This window comes from Parablautia sp. Marseille-Q6255 (genome assembly GCF_951230155.1).
Classification (GTDB): domain Bacteria; phylum Bacillota; class Clostridia; order Lachnospirales; family Lachnospiraceae; genus Choladousia.
The window spans coordinates 1-22,007 of sequence record NZ_CATNVD010000026.1; the positions used below are offsets into that span (position 1 = coordinate 1).

The following is a 22,007-nucleotide window of genomic DNA, read 5'->3' on the forward strand; positions in this document are numbered from 1 at the left end:
GGATGAGGTCAGCTTCCGCTGCGAGCGAAATGGAGCGAGAATGCGTTAGCAGCGTTGCCTGTATCCTGAACGGGCGTATGATAAATCATGTATGAAAAAATTTGCCAACGATTACTTGACAGTAACACTGTTTTTGTGAATGGATTAGTGAAATTGAAAAAAGCAGTGTTTTTGTGTATAATATTAAAAAGAAGTCAAATTACAGAATGAGTATCGAGGAGAGATGATTAACATGGCATTTATAAAAGTAAAAGATAAAAAAACTAAAGAAGACACAATTATCAATACAAATATGATATGCAGAATATCACGAAATAAAAATGGATATACCGTGTTCTTTTCAAGCGGGAATGTAGGTGCTGCTTATTATGAATATGATGAGGATAATGCAAAAAAGATTTTTGATGCAATAGGTGTTTCTTTGTAAGACAAATTATTATAAATATTAGAGCGAGGAATAAAGATGAGTTTGATACTTTGCCCAGAGTGTGGTACAAAAATATCGGATAAAGCAAGAATCTGTCCGCACTGTGGCTTTATGAGTGAGGACAACTTACGCCCGATTAGCGAACAGGATACATACGAAATAGTACCAACTTTTTGTTATGATATAGAGGAGTGGAAACCAGCTAACGGAAATCTGAGCGTTGTTGCAGTTGAAGATAATAAAAGTCTTGTTCAGTTTTTTGGCCAGTGGAAGAATGTTGAACGGACAATACCTGCTATTGCTGATGTTATACAGCAAATGGCCAAAAAAGAGAATATTCTTGTCGCCAAGATGGACAAATATGTAAAAGAGCTTATTGACAGAGGCGTATATCGCTTTACCATTGATAAGCAGGGAGAAATATTGCCAACTATTCGAGATTCGGAGGGCATTGTGAAACAGGTGCGACTGGAGGAAATGTCGCTTTCTCCTGAGTTGGCAAACTCTATGAACAATCTTGCTACACATGCGGCTATGGCACAAATACTTGATGAAATTGAATGTGTAGGCGATGCAATCAGAGGTATACATATTGAACTTCAAAATGATAGAATTGCTTTGGCTGAAAGTGCAAGGGACAAAATGAGATTTGCGGCTAAAATTCAGGACACTAAGTTAAGAGAGATTGCTATTCTGAATGCAATTGATGCGGCTACTGAAGCCAAAAGAGTGTTAATGAGAAACTTCAGTGAGAATTTGCGATTTATTTCTGATAATTCAGAGAAGAATGATGTCCAACTGTTCATTGAGGGCAAAAAGGGGCGAGATATTCCTCAAAAAGTATCAGATTCATTTCAAGACTTAGTAGCGATAACTAATTCTGTACAGGTTGAATGTGAGGGATATGCTATATTAGGCGAATTTGAGTCAAGTAAAGAAAGTTTGTTGCAATTTAAGCACTTTATAACAGAAAATCATCTTGATGACAGAGATACACTTCTTCTGTTGAATGAAAATACACCTCAACAGAAAATTCCTATTGTCAATGAGTTTATGATGATTTCTGAACGTATTACAAATTTTGATGCAAGCAACATGATAAGTGGACAGAATGTTTTGAGGATAGCGGAGGATACAGAGAATGAGTCGAAAGAAAAAGAATAACGAGGAAGCAGTCGAAGAAAGAGTTTGTAAAAAGTGCGGAGCTCCATTAAGAAGCACAAATAGATATAATTATTGCGATAATTGCCGTAGAGAAAGAGCGAAAGCAAGAAGAGAAACTATGGAGCTTTGTTTAGGGGTAGGCGTAATGGTTTTATCAATAGTACCAGGTGTGAAACATTTTGTTAATAAAAAATAATATACCATCAAATTTAGAATAATTTTTAATGGTTATGGTTGTCCACCATGTCCTAGTTGTTGCTTTGGGCATGGCGTTTCAGCAAGTGACTATGGCGATTTCAAATGCAATACTTGCAGTCCTGAGTTTCGCAGATATGGTAACGGTGGACTCTGTTTAGGGATGATTCCAAGATGTCCTAAATGTGGCGGATATTGTAGTGAAATTTGAGCGTAGATTACTGTATAGAATGTTTATTTGATAGAACAGTTGATTTTCTTGTAGAAAAAAGTGATAAAGAGGAAATAGAAGTTGAAAAGACATATTGATAATCCATATAAAATGAATTGGAAAATGTACGGTTTAATTGGCGGAATATCTCTATTAATAATGATTGTTGCGGCTATTTGGAATGATATTACACGTAGTCTTATTTCAGATATATTCAAGAATTTAGGATTTGGATGTGTAGCGTCTACACTTGTTGCTTTGTTGATTGAAGTCGGAAATATTAAAGAAAAAAATGAAAAAGCAAATAGTGTATATGATGCAGTATATATTGATTTAAAAAGTCAAATAATGTGGTATGTGAAGACATGGGCACGTTTGTGCGGTATTGCCTATAAAGACAAAGATTATTATCAGGAAGAGCATACTTGGATAGAATGGTATGAGATAGTAAAAATTAAATTTGCTGAATGTGATGATAACAGGCAAGCGGAATTAATGTATTTTTTTTATGAGCAATTAAGGCTTAGTATAGAGGAAATTGAAAAAGCCCTTAAGCAGATAGACAGTCAACAATATATTTTGAACATTAATGGAATATATGATGAAGAATTAAGGGGAATTCTTGCAGATTATAGATTTGAATTTTATGCGGCAAAAATCACATTGGAAAAAGATTATGACAAAGAACGTTTTTGGAGATCATTTGATGCAATAAAGGAAGATCTGGTAAATTATATAAATAATTGGGTGGATATAAGATATTACAATGATTATAGATTTAAACCAAATGATTTTATTGATGATACAACAGAGGTAATGCGTGCAATGAAGGAATGTGAGAAAAAGAATAAATAATGCAGTGAAGTAGTTGTAAGGATCCATGAAGTCAAGGAATATAGGAAGCCGATTTATCATAGCAGATTAAATGGGACGTATTTTAAGTATAGGGTGTTGATTTTCTAAGCAAAGTCGCTTATAATTTGAATCGGAACATATTGCTGTTATCCACAGTTTCAGAGCGTGTGTTATCAATGCCGATAACAAAATGATAACATTAGCTCATATAGGCAGGATAATATGGATAAATCAAATAATCAAAAGAAATAGAAACCCGACAATAAATAATCTCTAAACAAAATTGATTAGTAATTGTCGAGTTTGAATAATATAAGTCCATTCGTGGTGATCTCCGCACCGGACAACTGGAGCAGGAGAATAAAGATCTCTGCAACAAACTGCGCCGGTACGAGGAAGTCGTCGATAGAAACAGCCGGTGGGAATACTTCTCCCGCCATAGAGGAAAAACACACATGAGGGATAATGTCAGGTAAATTTGTAAAGAATATTGGTTAATATATGGGCTGAATTTTTCGGAGTTCAGCCCATATTTTGTATACCCCACCATTACTTCTTATAAAAGTGTGATTAAAAAGCCGGAAAATGCATATAATTTTGTGATAGGGGTTGTAATTTTGATTGGCTTCAAATATAATAAAAATGTGATTAGAAACCACTAAAACTCCAATAAAAATGTGGAGGAGTATATTTATGGAACGATTTATTTTGAAAAAACTGCTGGACTGGAAGAACTCTCCTTATCGCAAGCCCCTAATTCTGAAGGGCGTGCGTCAGGTAGGCAAAACATGGATTCTGAAAGAGTTCGGCAAGCGTTACTATGAAAATACTGCTTATTTTAACTTTGATGAAAACGAGGAATACAAGCAATTCTTCGAGACCACTAAGGATGTTGACCGCATCCTGCAGAACCTGATGCTGGCCAGCGGTCAGAAGATTGTACCGGATAAGACGCTCATTATTTTTGACGAGGTGCAGGATTGCCCGAAAGTTATCAACTCCATGAAGTATTTCTGCGAGAACGCTCCGCAGTATCACGTTGCCTGTGCCGGTTCTCTGCTGGGCATTGCGCTGGCGAAGCCGTCTTCTTTCCCTGTGGGCAAGGTCAACTTCATGCAGATTGATCCCATGAGCTTCGAGGAATTCCTGCTTGCCAATGGCGATGATAATCTGCTGGCTTGCTTGGAGAGTTGGGATAACCTTGATCCCATCCCCGATGCGTTCTTCAATCCTCTGTGCGAGAAACTGAAGATGTACTATGTCACCGGTGGTATGCCAGAATCCGTTTTCATGTGGACAAAAGCCCGTGATGTTGCCGCCATGCAGGAAGCGTTGTCCAATATCATCGGTGCATACGAACGTGACTTTGCAAAACACCCCAATATCAGCGAGTTCCCGAAGATCTCGATGATCTGGAAATCCATTCCATCGCAGTTGGCAAGGGAGAATAAAAAATTCCTCTATAAGGTAGTCAAAGAAGGTGCCAGAGCCCGTGAATACGAGGATGCTCTGCAGTGGCTGGTAGATGCCCGCTTGGTGCATAAAATCTACCGCAGCAGCGCTCCCGGTCTGCCAGTGGCAGCTTACGATGACCTGTCTGCTTTTAAGATTTATCTGGTGGATGTTGGTCTTCTCCGCCGTCTGGCGCAGTTGGCTCCTACTGCCTTTGGTGAAGGCAATCGACTGTTTACCGAGTTCAAGGGTGCATTGACCGAGAACTTCGTACTGCAGTCTTTGGTGACGCAGTTTGAAGTGGTTCCCCGCTACTGGGCACAGAGTAATCCTCCTTATGAGGTGGATTTCCTGATTCAGCAGGAGGAAAGTATTTTGGTTTCTTTTCCGGTGGAGGTCAAATCTGAAACCAACACATCCAGCAAGAGCCTGAAAAATTCAAGGAGCTGTTCCCGGATAAGGTGAAACTCCGTGTGCGCTTTTCCTTGAGCAATCTGAAACTCGATGATGATGTGCTGAATATTCCACTGTTCGCTGGCGGATAAACAAATCGACTGATTGGGTTGGCATTAGAAAAGAAGAACAGCTGTAATCAGTAATAATTTGTCAACATAATTGTTGTTATTGTGAATATATTTTTCTATTGTGTTAGCCTCCGTGAATTATTTATTTGCAGTAGTCCTGAAGTCTGTAGACTATGTGGATGAAAAGCGTATTAACAGTGCGGTTTATCACGAGGAATTAAAGGTCTGGCGCTCGAGTGGGAATAAGAAAAATTTGATACGGATTATTTTACATATGGCGGGCAGTCTATAGGATTGCCTGCTGTATTTATGTCAAAATTTAGGGGATTATATCAATTCTTGTTATCAGGTTTCTGTTATCAGTATGATGGGAAATTAATTGAAAATTTTCTTATTTTAATTTTATAAGATATGGTATACTCTGAAATAAATGAAAGAGTTAAGAAAAAATGAAAAAGACCAGTAGGAAGGCTGGCTGGGGTATGAAGAATATGAAAATAGATGCCAATGGAACAGAAATCAGAGTAGTGGGAAAAAGAGATATGGTGGAAAGCGAGCTTGAAAACGGCTTGAAAGATAAAAAATAGAGAGATAAGGATACAGTCTGGATGTGAGATTGCGACCGCACTATATAAAGAATATTGCGGCGTAGGGATTGAAAAAATCTGGAAGTTAATAAGGAGTTGTTGGAATGAAGAATAAAAAATTGAAAGATAAATTGACTATAGGTGTTTTCTCATCTTCTTCACCTATATCTGCAACGGTCCCTGTTCGGTATAGGAGAGGAAAAGAATATTTACAATCGAAAGGCATTGACGTTGTTGATGGAATTCTTTATAAAAAACAGGATTAGCGTCAGTGAACAGGGGACAACACGGTCAGAAATGTCCGAATTTGCGCTCCTGCGCCGTTACTTTTGCTCCGCGTACGTCCAGTACGCGTCGTTCAAGTGCCTTGCAGGGGCACAAATCGAACTATTTCTGATTCTCCGACCTCAGCCATCGGAATTTCGCCTATTTTCAAGGCAGACGATGGAGGCGTACTGGACGTACGCCGGCTGAGGATAACGTAGAAAATATGCGAAATTACATGGCGTGAGGCGTGTTGCCCCTTGTCCATTGACGCTATTATCGTTCTGGCAGTATTAAAGAGCGAGCCGCAGAATTTAATCAGTTATTGTACAATGAAAAAATACAAGTATTAATGGCAGCTATTGGAGGTAATAATACAAACTCAATTTTGCCCTATATTGATTATGAATATTTAATGCATCATCCTAAAATAATTATTGGTTATTCAGATACGACAGCATTATTAATGGGAATATATGCAAAAACAGGACTTGTGACTTTTTATGGCCCTGCCTTAGCATCTTCTTTTGGGGAATTTCCTCCATTTGTTGACTGGACATATAATAGTTTTAAGGCTGTTATTTCTGGTGACTTCGAATTACCGTATGAATATAAAATGCCATCTGTCTGGACGGATGAATTTATTGACTGGAGTCAGCAGGACAGGGGAAAGACAGAATATACAAATAATTGGGTATGTGTGAATCCCGGCATTTGCAGAGGCCGATTGATAGGCGGAAACTTAAATACAATGGAAGGCTTCTTCGGAACAGAATATATGCCGGAAATCAGGAAAGGAGATATTCTGTTTATTGAAGATTCTCTGAAGGATGCCTGTACAATTGAAAGATCATTTTCTATGTTAAAGCTGGCGGGTGTGTTTGAAAAAATAAGCGGAATTGTGCTTGGCAAACACGAAAAATTTGATGATAACGGAACTGGAAGAAAACCGTATGAGATTTTATTAGAGGTGTTAGATGGCTGTCATATTCCATTTTTAGCAGAGTTTGATTGCTGTCATACACATCCAATGCTTACGCTGCCTATTGGCTGTGAAGTGGAACTTGATGCAACGAATAAATGTCTGTCACTTTTGGAAACTCCCTTTGAATTTGAATAAGATCGTGCTCGCGGTGCTCACACTAAGCTGGATTTCTAAAAAAATGGTTGATTTTTTTTGACAGGAATGGTATACTCCTAAAATGTTAGCGAAAACTAACTTGGAAAGCTGGATGGAAAGAGTTCATCAGATAGAAAATAAAGCCTGTGAGCTTTATTTTTTTGACTATGAGTTAGTTAAGACTAATAAAAGATAGGTAAAACTTTCGGTAATATAAACAGAAAGCGAGATGATTTTTTATGATGATGAACAGGCGACTGATTGGTACAGTCAAAGAGAGCAGGAAGTATATTGCGGTGAATGTGCGCTGCAGTGGATGGCACTTGCGGCGAATATTATGCTGATGTTTTCTGTTGCAGATCTGCTGCAGCGCATGTATGCGGGGACAGGAGGGGGAGGACGCAGCGATAAAATGAATATGATTTTCCTTATGGCTACTGCGATCGCGGTACGGTTTATGTGTGCAGTTCTTTCAAGCCGGATGAGTTATCTGAGTGCAAAAGCGGTAAAAGGAAAGCTTCGGGAAATGATCTACTCCAAGCTGGTGCGCCTTGGGCCGTCTTACAAAGAGCAGGTATCAACAAGCGAGATTGTACAGGTGGCAGTAGAAGGGGTTGATCAGCTGGAGACGTATTTTGGCGCGTATCTGCCGCAGTTTTTTTATGCGATGCTTGCCCCGCTTACCTTATTCTTTGTGCTTGGTTTTGTAAATCTGCCGGCAGCGGTTGTGCTGCTGATCTGCGTGCCGCTGATCCCGGTCACTATCATAGTGATACAGCGCTGGGCCAAGAGGCTACTGGGAAAATACTGGGATCAGTATACGTCTCTTGGAGACACTTTTCTGGAAAATCTTCAGGGGCTGACGACAACAAAAATCTATCAGTCTGATGGCTTTAAGCAGCAGGAAATGAGGGAGCAAAGTGAGCGGTTCCGCAGGATTACGATGAAGGTACTGACGATGCAGTTAAACTCTATTACGATCATGGATCTGGTAGCTTATGGCGGTACAGCGGCGGGAGTGATTCTTTCTGTGCTGCAGCTTCAGGCAGGACGCATAGAGCTTGCGGGATGTCTGCTGACTATTTTGCTTGCGGCTGAGTTTTTTTTGCCGATGCGCCTGCTCGGATCATTTTTTCACATTGCGATGAATGGCATGGCGGCGTCAGAAAAGATTTTCCGATTGATGGATCTGCCCGAGCCCGAGCGTCAGACGGGGATTGCACAGGAGAGTAACGAAACGACCGTGCATGAGCCGCACAGCGCAGCTATGGAAGAGCCCGGCATGATCTGCTGCAATAATCTGCGCTATGGGTATACTGCACAGAGAGAAATCCTTCACGGTGTGAAAATGACATTCCCTGAAGGTAGTTTTACGGCGATTGTGGGGGAGAGCGGCTGTGGAAAATCAACGCTTGCATCCATCCTTGCAGGGAGAAATAAGGGGTATCAGGGCAGGGTAATGCTTGCAGGTATACCTCTTTCAGAGATTTCAGAAGCGAGCCTGATGAAAGATATCACGTATATCAGTCATCAGAGCTATCTGTTTAAGGGCACTGTACGTGAAAATTTGCTGATGGCGTCTCCAGAAGCAGAAGATGTGGCGCTTTGGGATGTGCTGGAGCAGGTGAGGCTTGCAGAGTTTCTCCGGGCAGAGGAGGGGCTGGACACGCATTTGCAGGAGCGGGCATCAAACCTTTCCGGAGGGCAGCGGCAGCGTCTCGCGCTGGCAAGAGCGCTGCTCCACGACAGCCCGGTCTATATTTTTGATGAGGCGACTTCTAACATTGATGTAGAGAGTGAAAATGACATCATGGAGCAGATTTATAAGCTGTCAGAAACGAAAACAGTGATACTGATCTCGCACAGGCTTGCAAATGCAGTACCGGCAGACCGGATTTATGTGATGAAAGAGGGAAATGTGGCAGGAAGCGGAACGCATCAGGAGCTGCTTGCTTCGTGTCCGGTTTATCGGGAGCTTTGGGGGATACAGCAGGAGCTTGAGAATTACACAAAGGAGGTGCGCGGTAATGAAGACAGATGGAGCTAAAATTATGATGCGGCTGATCGGACTTGTAAAACCGCTGAGGGGATATATGTTTTTGGCCGTTTTGATGGGAGTGGCAGGCCATCTTTGCGCGGCGTTTTTAACGGTTTTTGGAGGATTTGCAGTACTGCGTGTTCTGAATCCGGACGGAATAGGAGATCTGAGGCTTTTGTTCGGGGTGATCGTTCTTTTTGCGGTGCTGAGAGGACTTTTGCGCTACGCGGAGCAGGCGTGCAATCATTTCATTGCCTTTAAGCTGCTCGCGCTTATCCGTGACCGCGTATTTGCTTCGCTGCGCAGGCTTTGTCCGGCAAAGCTGGAGGGCAGAGACAGGGGAGAGCTGATCAGTATCATTACTGCAGATATTGAGCTCCTGGAAGTATTTTACGCGCATACGATTTCACCGGTCTGCATTGCAGCAGTGTTTGCGGCTGTGATGAGTATGTTTATCGGCAGCTATCACAGCGGACTTGGATTTCTCGCCCTGGGGGCGTATGTGTGCGTCGGTATGGTGATCCCCCTGTTTACTTCGCGGATTTTTGGGGAGAACGGAATGCGCCTTCGACAAAAAACGGGCGAGCTGTCAGGTTTTGTGCTGGACTCTCTCCGCGGACTTTCCGAGACATTACAGTACGGACAGGAGACACACAGGCTGGATCAGATAAGGAAGAAGACACAGGAGCTGTCTGCCGAGGAAGAACGGATGAAGCGCATTGCAGGCTGGAGCAGTGCGGTGACTGGAGCAGTGATCCTCCTTTTTGATCTGGCAATGCTGATTATTGCCGTCCATGTGTGCGGCTTTTCGGCGGCGCTCACTGTGACACTGGCGCTTATGAGCTCATTTGGGCCGTTTGTCTCGCTCTCAGCGCTTGGGTCTACGCTGCAAAATACGCTGGCGGCAGGCAGGCGTGTTCTTGATATTCTCAGTGAGAGTCCTGTGGTGGAGGAGATTTGCGGACAGCCGTCGGCAGAATTTCATGGCGCTGCGGCAGAGCATATTTCTTTTACTTATGGAGAAGAAAAGATTCTGGATGATCTTTCTGTTGATATTCCGAAGGGACAGATTACGGGGATTTCCGGTCGATCAGGAAGCGGAAAATCGACGCTGCTTCGACTTCTTATGCGGTTTTGGAGCGTGCAGCAGGGGACGGTCAGAATTTCCGGCAGAAATATAGAAAAGATCAACACCTCAGATCTGCGGGGCATGGAGAGCTTTGTCACGCAGGAAACACATCTGTTTCATGATTCGATCCGCAATAATCTGCGTGTTGCGAAGCTGGATGCGACAGAGGAAGAGATGATAAGCGCCTGCAAAAAAGCATCTGTCCATGATTTTATCATGGGACTGCCGAAGGGGTATGACACACCGGTAGGAGAGCTTGGCGATACACTCTCAGGCGGTGAACGGCAGCGGATCGGACTGGCGAGAGCATTTTTACACAACGCGCCGTTTTTGCTTCTTGATGAACCGACTTCAAATCTCGACAGCCTGAATGAGGCAGTTGTTCTGAAGTCACTTCACGAAGAACGCCGGGGCAGAACAATCATTCTGGTATCGCACAGAAAATCAACGATGGGGATCGCGGACAGAGTGTACTGCGTAGAATCAGGAAGAATGAGCTGATGGACCGGGTATTCTCAAGGCGCGCGGAGTGGATTACAAAATAAAACAGAGAGTAAACGACAGGAGAAAATCATATGAAGATAAAACGAATCTTATATATGGCAGCGGGCTGGATCGGTATTGGGCTGGGGGCGGCGGGAGCCCTCCTGCCGATACTCCCGACTGTTCCATTTCTGATGCTTGCGGCTGTCTGCTTTGCCAGAAGTTCGGAAAGATTGCATGGATGGTTTAAAAATACGAAGCTGTATAAAAATAATCTGGAGGACTTTGCCGCGGGACGTGGTATGACCCGAAAAACGAAATGCCGCATTTTGACGACAGTGACGCTTCTTATGAGTCTTGGCTTTACGGTGATGGGGCTGCAGGGGATTGTCATGGGATGCGCAGTACTTCTGGGAGTGTGGCTGCTTCATATTTTTTATTTTTGTTTTGTGGTAAAGACGATTCGGTAAAATGAGGCAGGGTACAAAAAAGCCGGTGCTCGCAGGATCGCAGGTACGGATCTTTATCAAAGGAAAATGACAAAGGAGCTGCTGCAAAGTATATCCGGCATACCCGTTTGGGCAGGCTGGAAGGAATACTTTGCAGCAGCTCCTTGCAGTACTGAGTGGAGCAGACGGGAATCGAACCCGTGTCCGAAAGCCAATTCACTGTCCTTCTACTATCATAGTCAGTTTTTTTACATTCCCTCCGGCGGACGGGAGCTGACACCCTGCCGCCTTTAGTAGCTTCATGATACGCCCGTATGCGCAAAGCTTAACATACGTCGTTTCCTGCATAGTCGATGCCTGGGTCTTAAGGTGCAGGTGCCCTAAGTCAGACAGCTGCCATTAGGCAGCGTATGCTAAATTATCTTCAGCGTTTATATTTAGATTTGTGAGTTGACGCATCACCTGCGGATAGCTTCTCCAGCTTCATAACCCCCGTCGAAACCTTTACTGCCCCCGACAGGGCGCCGGGTCAAAAACAGATATCTTTTTGACCGACTGTATAGAGTATAGAACGCAGCAGGAATCTTGTCAAGGAGTAACTGCTTGCAAAAAAAGACAAAATCATTTATGCTGTAAAAAACACCGTAAGGTTCACATATTTGCCACAAACGTATAGTAGACTCAGACATAGTTTTAGAATGTTGTATTTTGTGACAAAAGGATGGCAGCCAAAGAAAAGCGGAGAGGCTGTCTTAGCCGGATTATGGATAAAGGAGTGGGCGGTTATGGAACAACTGAAGATCCTCGTAGTAGATGATGAGAGCAGGATGCGCAAGCTTGTAAAAGATTTCCTGGTAAAAAAGGATTTTGCTGTTATTGAAGCGGAAGACGGTGAAAAGGCGATCGATATATTTTTTGCAGATAAGGATATTTCACTGGTTATTCTTGATGTGATGATGCCAAAGATGGACGGCTGGCAGGTATGCAGGGAGATAAGAGCATATTCTCAGGTGCCGATCATCATGCTTACGGCAAAATCAGATGAGAGAGATGAGCTTCTGGGATTTGAGCTTGGGGTGGATGAGTATATTTCAAAGCCATTTAGTCCCAAGATCCTGGTGGCACGTGTGGAAGCGATCCTTCGCAGGACGAATGGCTTTGCGGCGGACGATGTGCTCAAGGCGGGAGCGATCGAAGTGAATAAGGCTGCACATGAAGTCAGGATCGATGGGAAGAGTGTTGATCTGAGCTATAAGGAATTTGAGCTTCTGACGTATTTTATTGAAAATCAGGGGCTGGCGCTCTCACGGGAAAAGATACTGAACAGTGTATGGAACTATGATTATTTTGGAGATGCGCGCACGATCGACACACATGTAAAAAAGCTGCGCAGCAAGCTTGGGGACAAGGGAGACTATATCAAAACGATCTGGGGTATGGGATATAAATTCGAGGTGGAAGACTGATGAATATTTCCATTCGGAAGCAGTTGACGGTAGTTTTTGCGGGATTGACAGTAGTGCTTTTTCTTGCCAACTTTCTGGTCAACACGTTTTTTCTGGAGGATTTCTATTATATCCAGAAGCAGAAGGTGCTGCGCGAGGCGTATGAGACGCTGAACGAAAATATTAATGATTTCGGAATCATGAGCACGGATGATACAAAGGCGTATGAGCAGATGTGCAATGAGAACGGGATTTCATTTGTAGTGACGAACGAAGACTATGTAGAGACGATGTGGATGAAGAACATGAACAACATGGATATCATTCTGGCTCGTCTGAATGGCTATGGGATTGGCTATGACAGCGGCGTGGTCCTGGAAGAAAATGAGGATTATACGATCCAGAAAAAGTATGACGATAAGCTGGGGCTGAATTTCCTTGAGATATGGGGACGGCTTGATAAGGGTTTTTATTTTCTGATGCGGATCAGTATTGAAGGAATCCAGGACAGTGTGCGTATTTCAAATGAGTTTATCAAATATATCTGTGTGATCGGCGTTCTTTTTGGAAGCGTCATCATCTGGTTTGTCTCAAAGCGTGTGACTCAGCCGCTCAACCGGCTGACAGAGCTTTCTAAGCGTATGGCAGATCTTGATTTTGATGCAAAGTATACAGGCGGCGGCGGAAACGAGATCGGACAGCTTGGTGAGCATTTTAATCGTATGTCGGAGAACCTGGAGAAGGCGTATTCTCAGCTTCTGACTGCGAATAATGAGCTGCAAAAGGATATTGAGCGCAAGGAGCAGATCGATGAAATGCGCAAGGAGTTTCTTTCCAATGTGTCGCACGAGCTCAAGACTCCGATCGCTTTGATCCAGGGATATGCGGAAGGGCTGCAGGAGTGTATCAATGATGACGAAGAAAGCCGGGAGTTTTACTGTGACGTTATTATGGATGAAGCAGGTAAGATGAACGGGCTCGTGCAGAAGCTTCTGACACTGAACCAGCTTGAGTTTGGCAATGATCAGATTGTGATGGAACGCTTTGATCTGGCGGTCCTGATCCAGAATAAGATACAGTCTGTATCAATCCTGGCTCAGCAAAAAGAGGCTGATATCAGTTATGAGGGCGAAGCGTGTCTGCCGGTCTGGGGAGATGAATTTAAGGTTGAGGAGATTATTACAAATTACCTGAGCAATGCCCTCAATCATATCGGAGGAGCACACAAGATCCGCGTATCAGCGGCGTGCAGTGCGGATCATGTGCGCGTGACCGTATTTAACACAGGGGAGCAGATCCCGGAGGAGGATATAGGGCGGATCTGGGATAAGTTCTATAAGGTGGATAAGGCACGCACGAGAGAGTACGGCGGCAGCGGAGTGGGACTTTCAATCGTAAAAGCGATCATGGAATCTTTTCATCAGAAATACGGAGTTTATAATACACAGGATGGTGTTGCGTTCTGGTTTGAATTAAAGGATGGAAATTCGGATATAGAGGAAAAGGAGAGCGGGGAGAAGAAAGATGAGTAGAGTGGCAGTGATCGGCGGCGGAGCCGCCGGCATGATGGCAGCGGTCGCAGCCGCGCACAACGGGCATCAGGTCAGTCTTTATGAGAAGAATGAAAAGCTTGGAAAGAAGATTTATATTACGGGAAAAGGAAGATGTAATCTGACAAATGACTGTGAGGTGGAGGAACTGCTTCAGGCGGTCTGTGTCAATCGCAAATTTCTTTACAGTGCATTTTATGGATTTACGAGTCAGGATACGATCGCCTTTTTTGAAAAACAGGGGATGAGGACCAAGACAGAGCGGGGGAACCGTGTATTTCCGGAATCAGATCATTCTTCGGATGTGATCCGGGCACTTTCTGAGAGTATGAAGAGATGCGGCGTGAATGTAATGCTGGAGTCGGAGGTAGAAGCTGTATTGTGCGGGCAGGCAGAGGGGTCTGCCGATGCAGCGCAGCGCAAAGAGAAGGCGGCGCACAGCAGCCGCATCCGCGGGATCAGGCTGCGCTCCGGGCAGGAGATCTGTGCGGATGCAGTCATTGTGGCAACAGGAGGTATTTCCTATCGTGCGACGGGATCAACGGGAGATGGCTATCGCTTTGCACAGGAGACGGGACACAGCGTCACCCCTCTGTCACCGTCTCTTGTGCCGATCGAAACACAGGGAGACTGGGCAAAGAGGCTGCAGGGACTGTCGCTTCGCAATATAGAGATACGGGTGACAGACGGGAAAAAGGAGCTCTTTCGCGGGTTTGGAGAGATGATGTTCACACACTTTGGCGTGACCGGACCGCTGATTCTGACAGCAAGCAGTCAGATCCAGAAAAAGCTGGCGGGACATCCGCTTGACCTGTATATTGATCTGAAGCCTGCGCTGTCTCAGGAGCAGCTGGATGCACGGATCCTGAGAGAATTCGAGGCGGCAAAAAACAAACAGTTTAAGAACGTTTTGGGGAATCTTTTTCCGGCAAAGCTGATCCCGGTGATGATCGAGCGCAGTATGATCCCTCCGGAAAAGGCAGTTCATGACATTTCCAGAGAGGAAAGACAGCGGCTGGTGGCGCTGACCAAGCAATTTCCTTTGACACTGACGCGTCTGAGGGATTATAATGAAGCGATCATTACACGCGGCGGTGTCAGCGTAAAAGAGATCAATCCTGCGACTATGGAATCAAAAAAGGTGGCAGGACTGTATTTTGCAGGAGAAGTACTTGATCTGGATGCAGTGACGGGAGGTTTTAATCTGCAGATCGCCTGGTCTACAGGATATGCAGCGGGAAGCAGTGTGATGCAGGAAGGCACAGATCATTAAAACGAGAAAACCGGAGGAGAGAGAATGAGCTTTAATATCGCAATAGATGGACCGGCAGGAGCCGGAAAAAGTACGATTGCCAAGCGTGCGGCAAAGGAGCTGCAGTTTGTGTATGTGGATACGGGGGCAATGTACCGTGCGATCGCACTGGGGATTTTGCGCTTTGGCGCGAACGTGGAGGAGGAAGCTTCGCTTCTTGATGCACTGGATCAGATAGAGGTGAGCATTGGATATGAGGGCGGAGAGCAGCAGGTGTATTTGAATGGAGAGAATGTCTCCGGGCTGATCCGTACGGAAGAGGTCAGCCGCATGGCAAGTACGGCGGCGGCAAAGCCGCAGGTAAGAGCAAAGCTTACTCAGCTTCAGCGCGATCTCGCAAAGCGTGAAAATGTATTGATGGATGGAAGGGACATTGGTACAGCGATCCTGCCGCAGGCACAGCTTAAGATCTATCTGACGGCAAGTGTACATACGCGCGCCATGCGCCGCTATAAGGAGCAGACGGAGCGGGGAGAATCGTGCAGCCTTGCAGAAATCGAAAGAGATATTGAGGAACGCGACCATCGCGATATGCACAGAGAGACGGCGCCGCTTTGCCAGGCAGAGGATGCAGTGCTTGTAGATTCTTCCGACATGACGATAGAGGAAGTAGTGGAGTGTATTTTGAAGCTGGCGAGAGAGCGGATGTAGCTGAACAGGAAAAAGCAGGGAAGGAATACAAAGATGGAAGTGGTTGTGGCAAAAACAGCGGGTTTTTGTTTTGGCGTAAAGCGCGCAGTAGAGCAGGTATACCGGCAGATTGAAGAAGGGGTCAAGCCGATCTATACCTATGGGCCGATCATTCATAATGAAGAGGTTGTGCGAAAGCTTACAGAAGCAGGAGTCCGTATTATTGAGGATGAAAAACAGCTGGAGAGCCTTACGGAAGGGACTGTGATCATACGTTCTCACGGAGTGGCGCAGAGAATATACCGCATCCTTGAAAACAGAGAGGTACAGGTGGTGGATGCGACCTGTCCGTTTGTCAAAAAGATCCACAGGATCGTACATGAACACAGCAAAAATGGAGCAGATGTCGTGATCATCGGCAATGATGGGCATCCGGAGGTAGAAGGCATCAAGGGATGGTGCTGCAAAAAAGTGACGGTGATCGGGACGGAGGAAGAGGCGGAAGCTTTTACACATAATTGTGATACTCCACTGTGTATTGTGTCACAGACGACATTTAATTACAAGAAATTTGATAAATTAGTTGAAATTATTTTAAAAATGAGTTATGATAAAGTGGATATTTTGAATACGATATGCAGTGCTACGGAGGAACGGCAGTCGGAGGCGAGAATGATCGCGGCCAGAGCGGATTGTATGATCGTGATCGGCGGCAGCCACAGTTCGAACACGCGCAAGCTGTATGAGATTTGTCAAAAAGAATGTGCAAATACTTACTATATACAAACACTGAAAGATTTGGATATTCGGCTATTGCCATCCAGGGGTTGCGTAGGTATTACAGCAGGGGCATCGACCCCAAATAATTTGATTGAGGAGGTTTCAAAACAATGTCAGATATGAGTTTTGAACAAATGCTGGAAGAATCATTAAAAACAATTCATAATGGAGAGGTAGTCGAAGGCACTGTCATTGATGTCAAAGAAGACGAGATCGTCTTGAACATTGGATATAAGGCAGATGGTATCATTACCAGAAGCGAATATACAAATGAAGCAAATGTAGACCTTCGCACACTCGTACAGGTGAATGACACGATGGAAGCAAAGGTTCTGAAGGTGAATGACGGAGACGGACAGGTACTGCTCACCTACAAGCGTCTCGCAGCAGAGAAGGGCAATAAGAGACTCGAGGAAGCGTTTAATACACAGGAAGTACTGAAGGCTCCGGTAGCACAGGTACTTACAGGCGGACTCAGTGTAGTTGTTGATGAGGCGAGAGTATTTATCCCGGCAAGCCTTGTATCTGATACTTACGAGAAGAATCTCGACAAGTATGCAGGACAGGAGATTGAGTTTGTTATCACAGAGTTCAACCCGCGCAGAAGAAGAATCATCGGTGACCGCAAGCAGCTGCTCGTAGCTAAGAAGGCACAGATGCAGAAGGAACTGTTTGAGCGCATCGCGGTAGGCGATACAGTGACAGGTGTAGTAAAGAATGTAACAGATTTTGGCGCATTTATCGACCTTGGCGGAGCAGACGGTCTGCTTCATATCTCAGAGATGTCCTGGGGACATGTGGAAAATCCGAAGAAGGTATTCAAGGTTGGCGATGAGGTTACTGTGCTGATCAAGGATATCAATGGCGACAAGATCGCACTGAGTCTTAAATTTGAAGATCAGAATCCATGGCTGACTGCAGCTGAGAAATACGCAGTAGGCAACATTGTAAACGGCAGAGTTGCACGAATGACAGACTTTGGCGCATTTGTAGAGCTTGAGCCGGGCGTAGACGCTCTGCTCCATGTATCTCAGATCTCACACGATCATGTAGACAAGCCGGCAGATATCTTGAGCGTAGGTCAGGAGATCGAGGCAAAGGTCGTTGATTTCAACGGTGAGGACAGAAAAATAAGCCTCAGCATGAAAGCACTCGAAGCAGCTTCAGATGCTGCGGAAGAGACCGTTTATGAGGAGACAGATGCTGAATAATCTGTACGGGAGGTAAGAATATGAAAATTGTATTTGATGAAAGTCTGTACACGGGGAATGAGCTGATCGACAGCGAGCATAAAGAGCTGATCAGCCGTGTAAACAAGCTTGTAGAGAGCTGTGAAAAGGGTACGGAGAAGATGACGGCGATCAAGACGCTTGATTTCCTGATGGATTACACAGAGTACCATTTCACAGATGAGGAGAAGCTTCAGAAGGAAGTCGGATACGATCAGCTGAATGCTCATCATGAGAAGCATGAAGAGTTCAAGCAGGCAGTCAGCGAGCTGCGAGAGATGCTCGAGGAGGAAGAAGGTCCGAGCGAGGCATTCGTAAATGCAGTGAATAAGAATATCACAGACTGGCTTGTGAACCACATCCAGAAGTGGGATAAAGCGATCGCTGATTTTATCAAAGCACAGAAATAAGTAAGAGAAAAACACTAACTGGTATTTCGTAAGAGATCCGGTTAGTGTTTTTTTGACTTTCTTTTATAGCAGGAGATCTGCACAGATACAAGGTTTTGCCCTTGTACCTGTGCAGAAGTTTTATTTGTTCCGCAGTCTGATCACGCCTACAGGACATTTTTCTGCGCATTTTCCGCAGCCAGTACATTTCTCGTAGTCAATGTGCGCGATGCTGTTTTCTACGTGGATCGCATCTGCCTCACACTGCTTTTCACAGAGCTTACAGGCCAGACAGCCTGCTGTGCAGACCTTTTTGACTGCTGCACCGCGGTCGCGGTTGGAACAGCGCACTGCGTAAGGAGCTCTGTCCGGCACGAGTTCGATCAGGTGCTTTGGACATACTGCAATGCATTTTCCGCAGGCCCGGCACAAGGTACGGTTTACAACGGCTACGCCGTTTTCTACAGTGATCGCGCCGAACGGGCATGCGGATGCGCAGGAACCAAAGCCGAGGCAGCCGTAGTCGCAGGTCCAGGGGGACAGGCCGCTTGCTACAGCAGATACACAGTCGCTAATCCCGACGTAATGAGCGCGGGAAGCTGCGTTTTCGCAATCGCCGGAGCATTTGATAAAGGCAACCATTTTTTCGGTTTTTTCTGCTTCCACGCCCATGATATGGGCAATCTGCTCTGCGACACTGGCGCCTCCCACCGGGCAGCCGTTTACCGGAGCTTCTTCGTGTACAATGGCGGAGGCCATTGCATCACATCCGGCATATCCGCAGGCGCCGCAGTTGTTCCCCGGCAGATAGCCGCGGATGGCCTGTTCTTTGGGGTCAGTTTCTACTTTGAATTTTTTGTCGACCGTTACCAGGAGAAGTCCCAGCAGGAGGCCGATCACACCGACAGCAGCGGTGGCAGTCATAATTGCTTGCATACATTACCTCCTTTACAGTGACAGGCTTCCAAAGCCCATAAATGCGATTGCCATTAAAGCGGCGGACAGCAGTACAACAGGTGCGCCGCGAAACGGAGCCGGAATGCTGGATTCATCGATCCTCTCCCGGATACCGGCGAGCAGTACGATCGCAATGGTATAACCGACCGCAGTGCCGATCCCTGCAGTTACACTTTCGATAAAGCCGTAGCCGTTTTGAACATTTGTGATCGCTACTCCAAGTACCGCACAGTTTGTTGTGATCAGGGGCAGGTAGATGCCGAGCGCCTGATAGATCGCCGGAGAGGTTTTCTTGAGGAACATTTCTACTATCTGGACAAGAGCTGCGATCACGAGAATGAATACGATCGTTTCGAGATATTCCAGATGGAGCGGTTCCAGCAGGAAGGTATAAAGCAGGTTTGCCACGGCAGAGGAGATCGCCATGACAAAGATCACAGCACCTCCAAGACTCGCAGAGGTCTTGATCTGCTTTGACACGCCGAGGAACGAACAGATGCCAAGGAACTGGCTTAGGACTACATTGTTGACAAGCGCAGTTGTCACGATGATCAGGATCAGAGATGTGTTCATTCTTCTGTTGCCTCCTTTCCGTCTTCCTGGCAGGATTTTGTGCAGGAAGAGCAGCAGCCGTCGCAGCCTTCTACTTTTTTATTTGCAGCATTTGAAATATGTGCAGCGTTTAAGGCTGCGACAAGTACTGCCATGACAAGAAAGGCGCCGGGTGCTTTTACGAAGATAGCGATCGGTTCAAATGCTTCTGGGAGAAGCTCAAAGCCGAATACCGTGCCTGCTCCCAGCAGCTCACGTACAATACCGATGGCTGTCAGAGCGAGAGTAAAGCCGATTCCCATACCGATACCGTCAAAAACAGCCAGAGCAGGAGCTACCTTATTCGCATATGCCTCAGCACGGCCCAGGATGATACAGTTGACGACGATCAGCGGGATATAGATCCCCAGTGACTTGTAAAGTCCGGGAACATACGCCTGCAAGCTGAGATCTACGATTGTTACGAGCGTAGCTACAATGACGATATAGGCAGGCAGACGGACCTGATCCGGAATGATGTTGCGCATCATCGAGATGATCATATTTGAAAAGACGAGCACCGCCAGCGTAGATAGCCCCATTCCAAGTCCGTTCATGGCAGAGGTAGTGACTGCAAGGGTCGGACACATACCGAGCATCAGAATGATGCAGGGATTTTCTTTGACAATACCATTATAAATGCGTTCCCAATATTGATTCATGATCAGTCCCCCTTTACTCTATATTTGTCGCATAAAAGTCGAGCGCGGTATTTACTGCATTTACGATCGCACCGGAAGAGGTGGACGCGCCGGATACGGTATCGATTGCGTTCGCCTGAGTGGATTCTCCGGATTTATTCAGAAGAAAGGCGTCTGTTTTCACACCGCAGAACTGATCCCTGAAAGCGCTCTCGCCGCAGAGCATGCCCATACCGGCAGTTTCATTGAGCTCTGTGAAGGAAATGGCATTTACTGTGCCGTCAGGCAGAAGTCCGACGGAGAGTGTGATATTTCCTTCGTAGCCGTCCTTTGTAGTGACGCTGATCACATAACCGGCGATAGAATCGTCGGACATTCCGACCATAACTTTATTAAGGAAGGTTCTTCCATATGCTTCGTCGTAGACATCGTCGCCTAGCTTCTCCACCGCTGCATCCAGTTTTTCATCGGAGATAAAGGTACTTGCGTCAGGACATACTTCTTTATAGGAAGCAGTAGCGGCGGCGAGTTCCTGCTGGGCGATCTTATCCTTCGTGAGCATAAATACGCTGCTCAGTCCCAGTCCGGCTGCCAGTGTAATAACAGCCAGCTTGATGGCGGACACCGGGAATTTCTTTTCTTTGTATTCTCCGTCCCGGTAGCCAAGCGGCTTGCGGATCGGGAGCTTATCAATAAACGGTACCAGGATATTGGAGAGGATGATCGCGTAGCTGAAGGAGTCGGCAGAAGAGCCGAACACCCGGAACAATCCTGCAAGAATACCCATTCCTGCGCCATATATGACCTGTCCGCGTCCGGTGACCGGGCTTGTGACAGGATCGGTAGCCATGAAGAAGGCGCCCATCAATACGCCGCCGCCACAGATGTGCGCAGTAAGAAAGACGGGATCAAAGCCCTGTCCTCCGAAAAGCGCCATGAACAGTGTAAAGGACCCAATACAGGCTGCAGGGATTTCCAGAGTAATGCCGCCGACTGCCCACAGGAAGAGTCCGCCGGCAAGCAGTGCCAGTGCGGAGCATCCGATCACACCGCTCGTATTGCCGAGATAGAGGCTGGATACATGGATTGTTTCTCCGGCTTTCAGAGCAGCGAGCGGTGTGGCTCCGCTGACGCCGTCGATAGAATAATTAGTCATGGCGCTTCCAAAAGAAATCAGCAGGAAACATCTTGCCGTGACCGCAGGGTTCATAAAGTTTTTTCCGAGTCCTCCAAACAGGCATTTTACGAAAAGGATCGCAAAAATACTTCCGAGAAGAGGTATGTAGAGCGGAACAGATGGGGAAAGCGACAGCGCCAGAAGCAGTCCGGTCACGACGGCGCTTCCGTCCTTTATCGTATTCCCGCGTTTAGCGATAAGATCAAACAGAAGTTCTGTGATCACGGCTACCGCTACAGCTACAGCGATCACCAGAAACGCATGCAGACCAAAATGATAGATGCCAAACAGTGTTGCAGGCATCAGCGCCAGCGCGACCTCTGTCATGACGCTTCTCGTGGTCAGCCGGCTGCGGATATGTGGGCTGGAAGAAATATTCAGTAAATTTTCATTCATTGCTTCAGGTTC

At 45.8% G+C, this 22,007-nt stretch carries 20 protein-coding genes, 1 other RNA gene and 4 pseudogenes; 19 read left to right on the top strand and 6 right to left on the bottom strand.

All coding sequences use genetic code 11. The annotated features are described in order from the left end of the window. Positions 1-232: 232 nt before the first annotated feature. From QOX44_RS17130 to QOX44_RS17185, 12 genes and pseudogenes are all read left to right on the top strand, one after another. Positions 233-427, top strand: a complete 195-nt coding sequence (locus QOX44_RS17130; RefSeq protein ID WP_283684945.1) for a hypothetical protein — start codon at positions 233-235, stop codon at positions 425-427. Between the two features lie 36 nt (positions 428-463). Continuing rightward, positions 464-1,591, top strand: coding sequence for a zinc ribbon domain-containing protein (locus tag QOX44_RS17135; protein ID WP_283684946.1), 1,128 nt, complete (start codon positions 464-466; stop codon positions 1,589-1,591). Next, complete coding sequence (locus tag QOX44_RS17140) at positions 1,569-1,787, top strand: hypothetical protein (protein ID WP_283684948.1); 219 nt, start codon at positions 1,569-1,571, stop codon at positions 1,785-1,787. The genes QOX44_RS17135 and QOX44_RS17140 overlap by 23 nt, the downstream gene beginning before the upstream one ends. Positions 1,788-2,078: 291 nt before the next feature. Beyond that, positions 2,079-2,852, top strand: coding sequence for a hypothetical protein (locus QOX44_RS17145; protein WP_283684950.1), 774 nt, complete (start codon positions 2,079-2,081; stop codon positions 2,850-2,852). Between the two features lie 693 nt (positions 2,853-3,545). Next, positions 3,546-4,849: pseudogene (locus QOX44_RS17150) on the top strand (ATP-binding protein). 428 nt (positions 4,850-5,277) lie between these two features. After that, on the top strand, positions 5,278-5,415 hold the full coding sequence (locus tag QOX44_RS17155) for a hypothetical protein (RefSeq protein ID WP_283684951.1): 138 nt from the start codon (positions 5,278-5,280) through the stop codon (positions 5,413-5,415). Positions 5,416-5,519: 104 nt separating this feature from the next. Then, a complete protein-coding gene (locus QOX44_RS17160; RefSeq protein WP_283684953.1) occupies positions 5,520-5,681 on the top strand; it encodes a hypothetical protein in 162 nt (53 codons plus the stop codon). A 287-nt stretch (positions 5,682-5,968) separates the two neighbouring features. Continuing rightward, positions 5,969-6,175: pseudogene (locus QOX44_RS17165) on the top strand (LD-carboxypeptidase); the annotation flags it as partial. Further along, positions 6,173-6,799 carry a hypothetical protein gene (locus QOX44_RS17170; RefSeq protein WP_442955439.1) on the top strand — a complete coding sequence of 209 codons (627 nt, stop codon included), beginning with the start codon at positions 6,173-6,175 and terminating at the stop codon, positions 6,797-6,799. The pseudogene QOX44_RS17165 and the gene QOX44_RS17170, both read left to right, overlap by 3 nt. Before the next feature lie 242 nt (positions 6,800-7,041). Next, a pseudogene (locus QOX44_RS17175) lies at positions 7,042-8,846 on the top strand (ABC transporter ATP-binding protein/permease). Beyond that, entirely contained in the window at positions 8,827-10,467 is a 1,641-nt protein-coding gene (gene cydC / locus QOX44_RS17180; protein ID WP_283684954.1) for a thiol reductant ABC exporter subunit CydC, read from the top strand. Before QOX44_RS17175 ends, cydC begins: the two are co-directional and overlap by 20 nt. A gap of 74 nt (positions 10,468-10,541) precedes the next feature. Further along, the gene (locus QOX44_RS17185) at positions 10,542-10,919 is read left to right on the top strand and encodes a YbaN family protein (RefSeq protein WP_283684956.1); all 378 of its coding nucleotides are present in this window, start codon (positions 10,542-10,544) and stop codon (positions 10,917-10,919) included. A 153-nt stretch (positions 10,920-11,072) separates the two neighbouring features. Here QOX44_RS17185 and ssrA read toward each other — a convergent pair. Next, positions 11,073-11,412: a transfer-messenger RNA gene (gene ssrA, locus QOX44_RS17190) on the bottom strand. A 271-nt stretch (positions 11,413-11,683) separates the two neighbouring features. Between ssrA and QOX44_RS17195 the strand changes: the two genes are divergently transcribed. Genes QOX44_RS17195 through QOX44_RS17225 form a run of 7 tightly spaced genes read left to right on the top strand, consistent with a single transcriptional unit; the run spans position 11,684 to position 18,254 of the window. Beyond that, complete coding sequence (locus QOX44_RS17195; protein WP_283684958.1) at positions 11,684-12,364, top strand: response regulator transcription factor; 681 nt, start codon at positions 11,684-11,686, stop codon at positions 12,362-12,364. Then, positions 12,364-13,875: a sensor histidine kinase gene (locus QOX44_RS17200; RefSeq protein WP_283684960.1), complete on the top strand. Its 1,512-nt coding sequence runs from the start codon at positions 12,364-12,366 to the stop codon at positions 13,873-13,875. Before QOX44_RS17195 ends, QOX44_RS17200 begins: the two co-directional genes overlap by 1 nt. Next, positions 13,868-15,166 (top strand): NAD(P)/FAD-dependent oxidoreductase, encoded by a 1,299-nt coding sequence (locus QOX44_RS17205; protein WP_283684962.1) that lies wholly within the window; start codon positions 13,868-13,870, stop codon positions 15,164-15,166. The genes QOX44_RS17200 and QOX44_RS17205 overlap by 8 nt, the downstream gene beginning before the upstream one ends. Before the next feature lie 24 nt (positions 15,167-15,190). Beyond that, positions 15,191-15,856 (top strand): (d)CMP kinase, encoded by a 666-nt coding sequence (gene cmk, locus QOX44_RS17210; RefSeq protein ID WP_283684964.1) that lies wholly within the window; start codon positions 15,191-15,193, stop codon positions 15,854-15,856. Between the two features lie 45 nt (positions 15,857-15,901). After that, on the top strand, positions 15,902-16,738 hold the full coding sequence (gene ispH, locus QOX44_RS17215; protein WP_331488450.1) for a 4-hydroxy-3-methylbut-2-enyl diphosphate reductase: 837 nt from the start codon (positions 15,902-15,904) through the stop codon (positions 16,736-16,738). Beyond that, positions 16,726-17,826, top strand: coding sequence for a 30S ribosomal protein S1 (gene rpsA / locus QOX44_RS17220; RefSeq protein ID WP_283684968.1), 1,101 nt, complete (start codon positions 16,726-16,728; stop codon positions 17,824-17,826). The genes ispH and rpsA overlap by 13 nt, the downstream gene beginning before the upstream one ends. 20 nt (positions 17,827-17,846) lie before the next feature. After that, complete coding sequence (locus QOX44_RS17225) at positions 17,847-18,254, top strand: bacteriohemerythrin (RefSeq protein WP_283684970.1); 408 nt, start codon at positions 17,847-17,849, stop codon at positions 18,252-18,254. Positions 18,255-18,374: 120 nt separating this feature from the next. Here QOX44_RS17225 and QOX44_RS17230 read toward each other — a convergent pair whose 3' ends face one another. The 5 genes and pseudogenes from QOX44_RS17230 to QOX44_RS18290 all read right to left on the bottom strand — a co-directional run. After that, complete coding sequence (locus QOX44_RS17230) at positions 18,375-19,169, bottom strand: RnfABCDGE type electron transport complex subunit B (RefSeq protein WP_283684972.1); 795 nt, start codon at positions 19,167-19,169, stop codon at positions 18,375-18,377. Positions 19,170-19,181: 12 nt separating this feature from the next. Further along, on the bottom strand, positions 19,182-19,763 hold the full coding sequence (locus tag QOX44_RS17235; protein WP_283684974.1) for an electron transport complex protein RnfA: 582 nt from the start codon (positions 19,761-19,763) through the stop codon (positions 19,182-19,184). Further along, complete coding sequence (locus tag QOX44_RS17240) at positions 19,760-20,443, bottom strand: electron transport complex subunit E (protein ID WP_283684975.1); 684 nt, start codon at positions 20,441-20,443, stop codon at positions 19,760-19,762. The genes QOX44_RS17235 and QOX44_RS17240 overlap by 4 nt, the downstream gene beginning before the upstream one ends. A gap of 13 nt (positions 20,444-20,456) precedes the next feature. Further along, positions 20,457-20,984: an FMN-binding protein gene (locus QOX44_RS18285; RefSeq protein WP_334305530.1), complete on the bottom strand. Its 528-nt coding sequence runs from the start codon at positions 20,982-20,984 to the stop codon at positions 20,457-20,459. An 84-nt stretch (positions 20,985-21,068) separates the two neighbouring features. Beyond that, positions 21,069-21,995 (bottom strand): annotated as a pseudogene (locus tag QOX44_RS18290) (RnfABCDGE type electron transport complex subunit D); the annotation flags it as partial. Positions 21,996-22,007: the final 12 nt, after the last annotated feature.

Bases quoted from the DNA above. Each gene is read 5' to 3' on its own strand.
- QOX44_RS17130 (WP_283684945.1), top strand. From the start codon at position 233: ATGGCATTTATAAAAGTAAAAGATAAAAAAACTAAAGAAGACACAATT.
- QOX44_RS17135 (WP_283684946.1), top strand. From the start codon at position 464: ATGAGTTTGATACTTTGCCCAGAGTGTGGTACAAAAATATCGGATAAA.
- QOX44_RS17140 (WP_283684948.1), top strand. From the start codon at position 1,569: ATGAGTCGAAAGAAAAAGAATAACGAGGAAGCAGTCGAAGAAAGAGTT.
- QOX44_RS17155 (WP_283684951.1), top strand. From the start codon at position 5,278: ATGAAAAAGACCAGTAGGAAGGCTGGCTGGGGTATGAAGAATATGAAA.
- QOX44_RS17160 (WP_283684953.1), top strand. From the start codon at position 5,520: ATGAAGAATAAAAAATTGAAAGATAAATTGACTATAGGTGTTTTCTCA.
- cydC (WP_283684954.1), top strand. From the start codon at position 8,827: ATGAAGACAGATGGAGCTAAAATTATGATGCGGCTGATCGGACTTGTA.
- QOX44_RS17185 (WP_283684956.1), top strand. From the start codon at position 10,542: ATGAAGATAAAACGAATCTTATATATGGCAGCGGGCTGGATCGGTATT.
- QOX44_RS17195 (WP_283684958.1), top strand. From the start codon at position 11,684: ATGGAACAACTGAAGATCCTCGTAGTAGATGATGAGAGCAGGATGCGC.
- QOX44_RS17200 (WP_283684960.1), top strand. From the start codon at position 12,364: ATGAATATTTCCATTCGGAAGCAGTTGACGGTAGTTTTTGCGGGATTG.
- QOX44_RS17205 (WP_283684962.1), top strand. From the start codon at position 13,868: ATGAGTAGAGTGGCAGTGATCGGCGGCGGAGCCGCCGGCATGATGGCA.
- cmk (WP_283684964.1), top strand. From the start codon at position 15,191: ATGAGCTTTAATATCGCAATAGATGGACCGGCAGGAGCCGGAAAAAGT.
- rpsA (WP_283684968.1), top strand. From the start codon at position 16,726: ATGTCAGATATGAGTTTTGAACAAATGCTGGAAGAATCATTAAAAACA.
- QOX44_RS17225 (WP_283684970.1), top strand. From the start codon at position 17,847: ATGAAAATTGTATTTGATGAAAGTCTGTACACGGGGAATGAGCTGATC.
- QOX44_RS17230 (WP_283684972.1), bottom strand. From the start codon at position 19,169: ATGCAAGCAATTATGACTGCCACCGCTGCTGTCGGTGTGATCGGCCTC.
- QOX44_RS17235 (WP_283684974.1), bottom strand. From the start codon at position 19,763: ATGAACACATCTCTGATCCTGATCATCGTGACAACTGCGCTTGTCAAC.
- QOX44_RS17240 (WP_283684975.1), bottom strand. From the start codon at position 20,443: ATGAATCAATATTGGGAACGCATTTATAATGGTATTGTCAAAGAAAAT.
- QOX44_RS18285 (WP_334305530.1), bottom strand. From the start codon at position 20,984: ATGCTCACGAAGGATAAGATCGCCCAGCAGGAACTCGCCGCCGCTACT.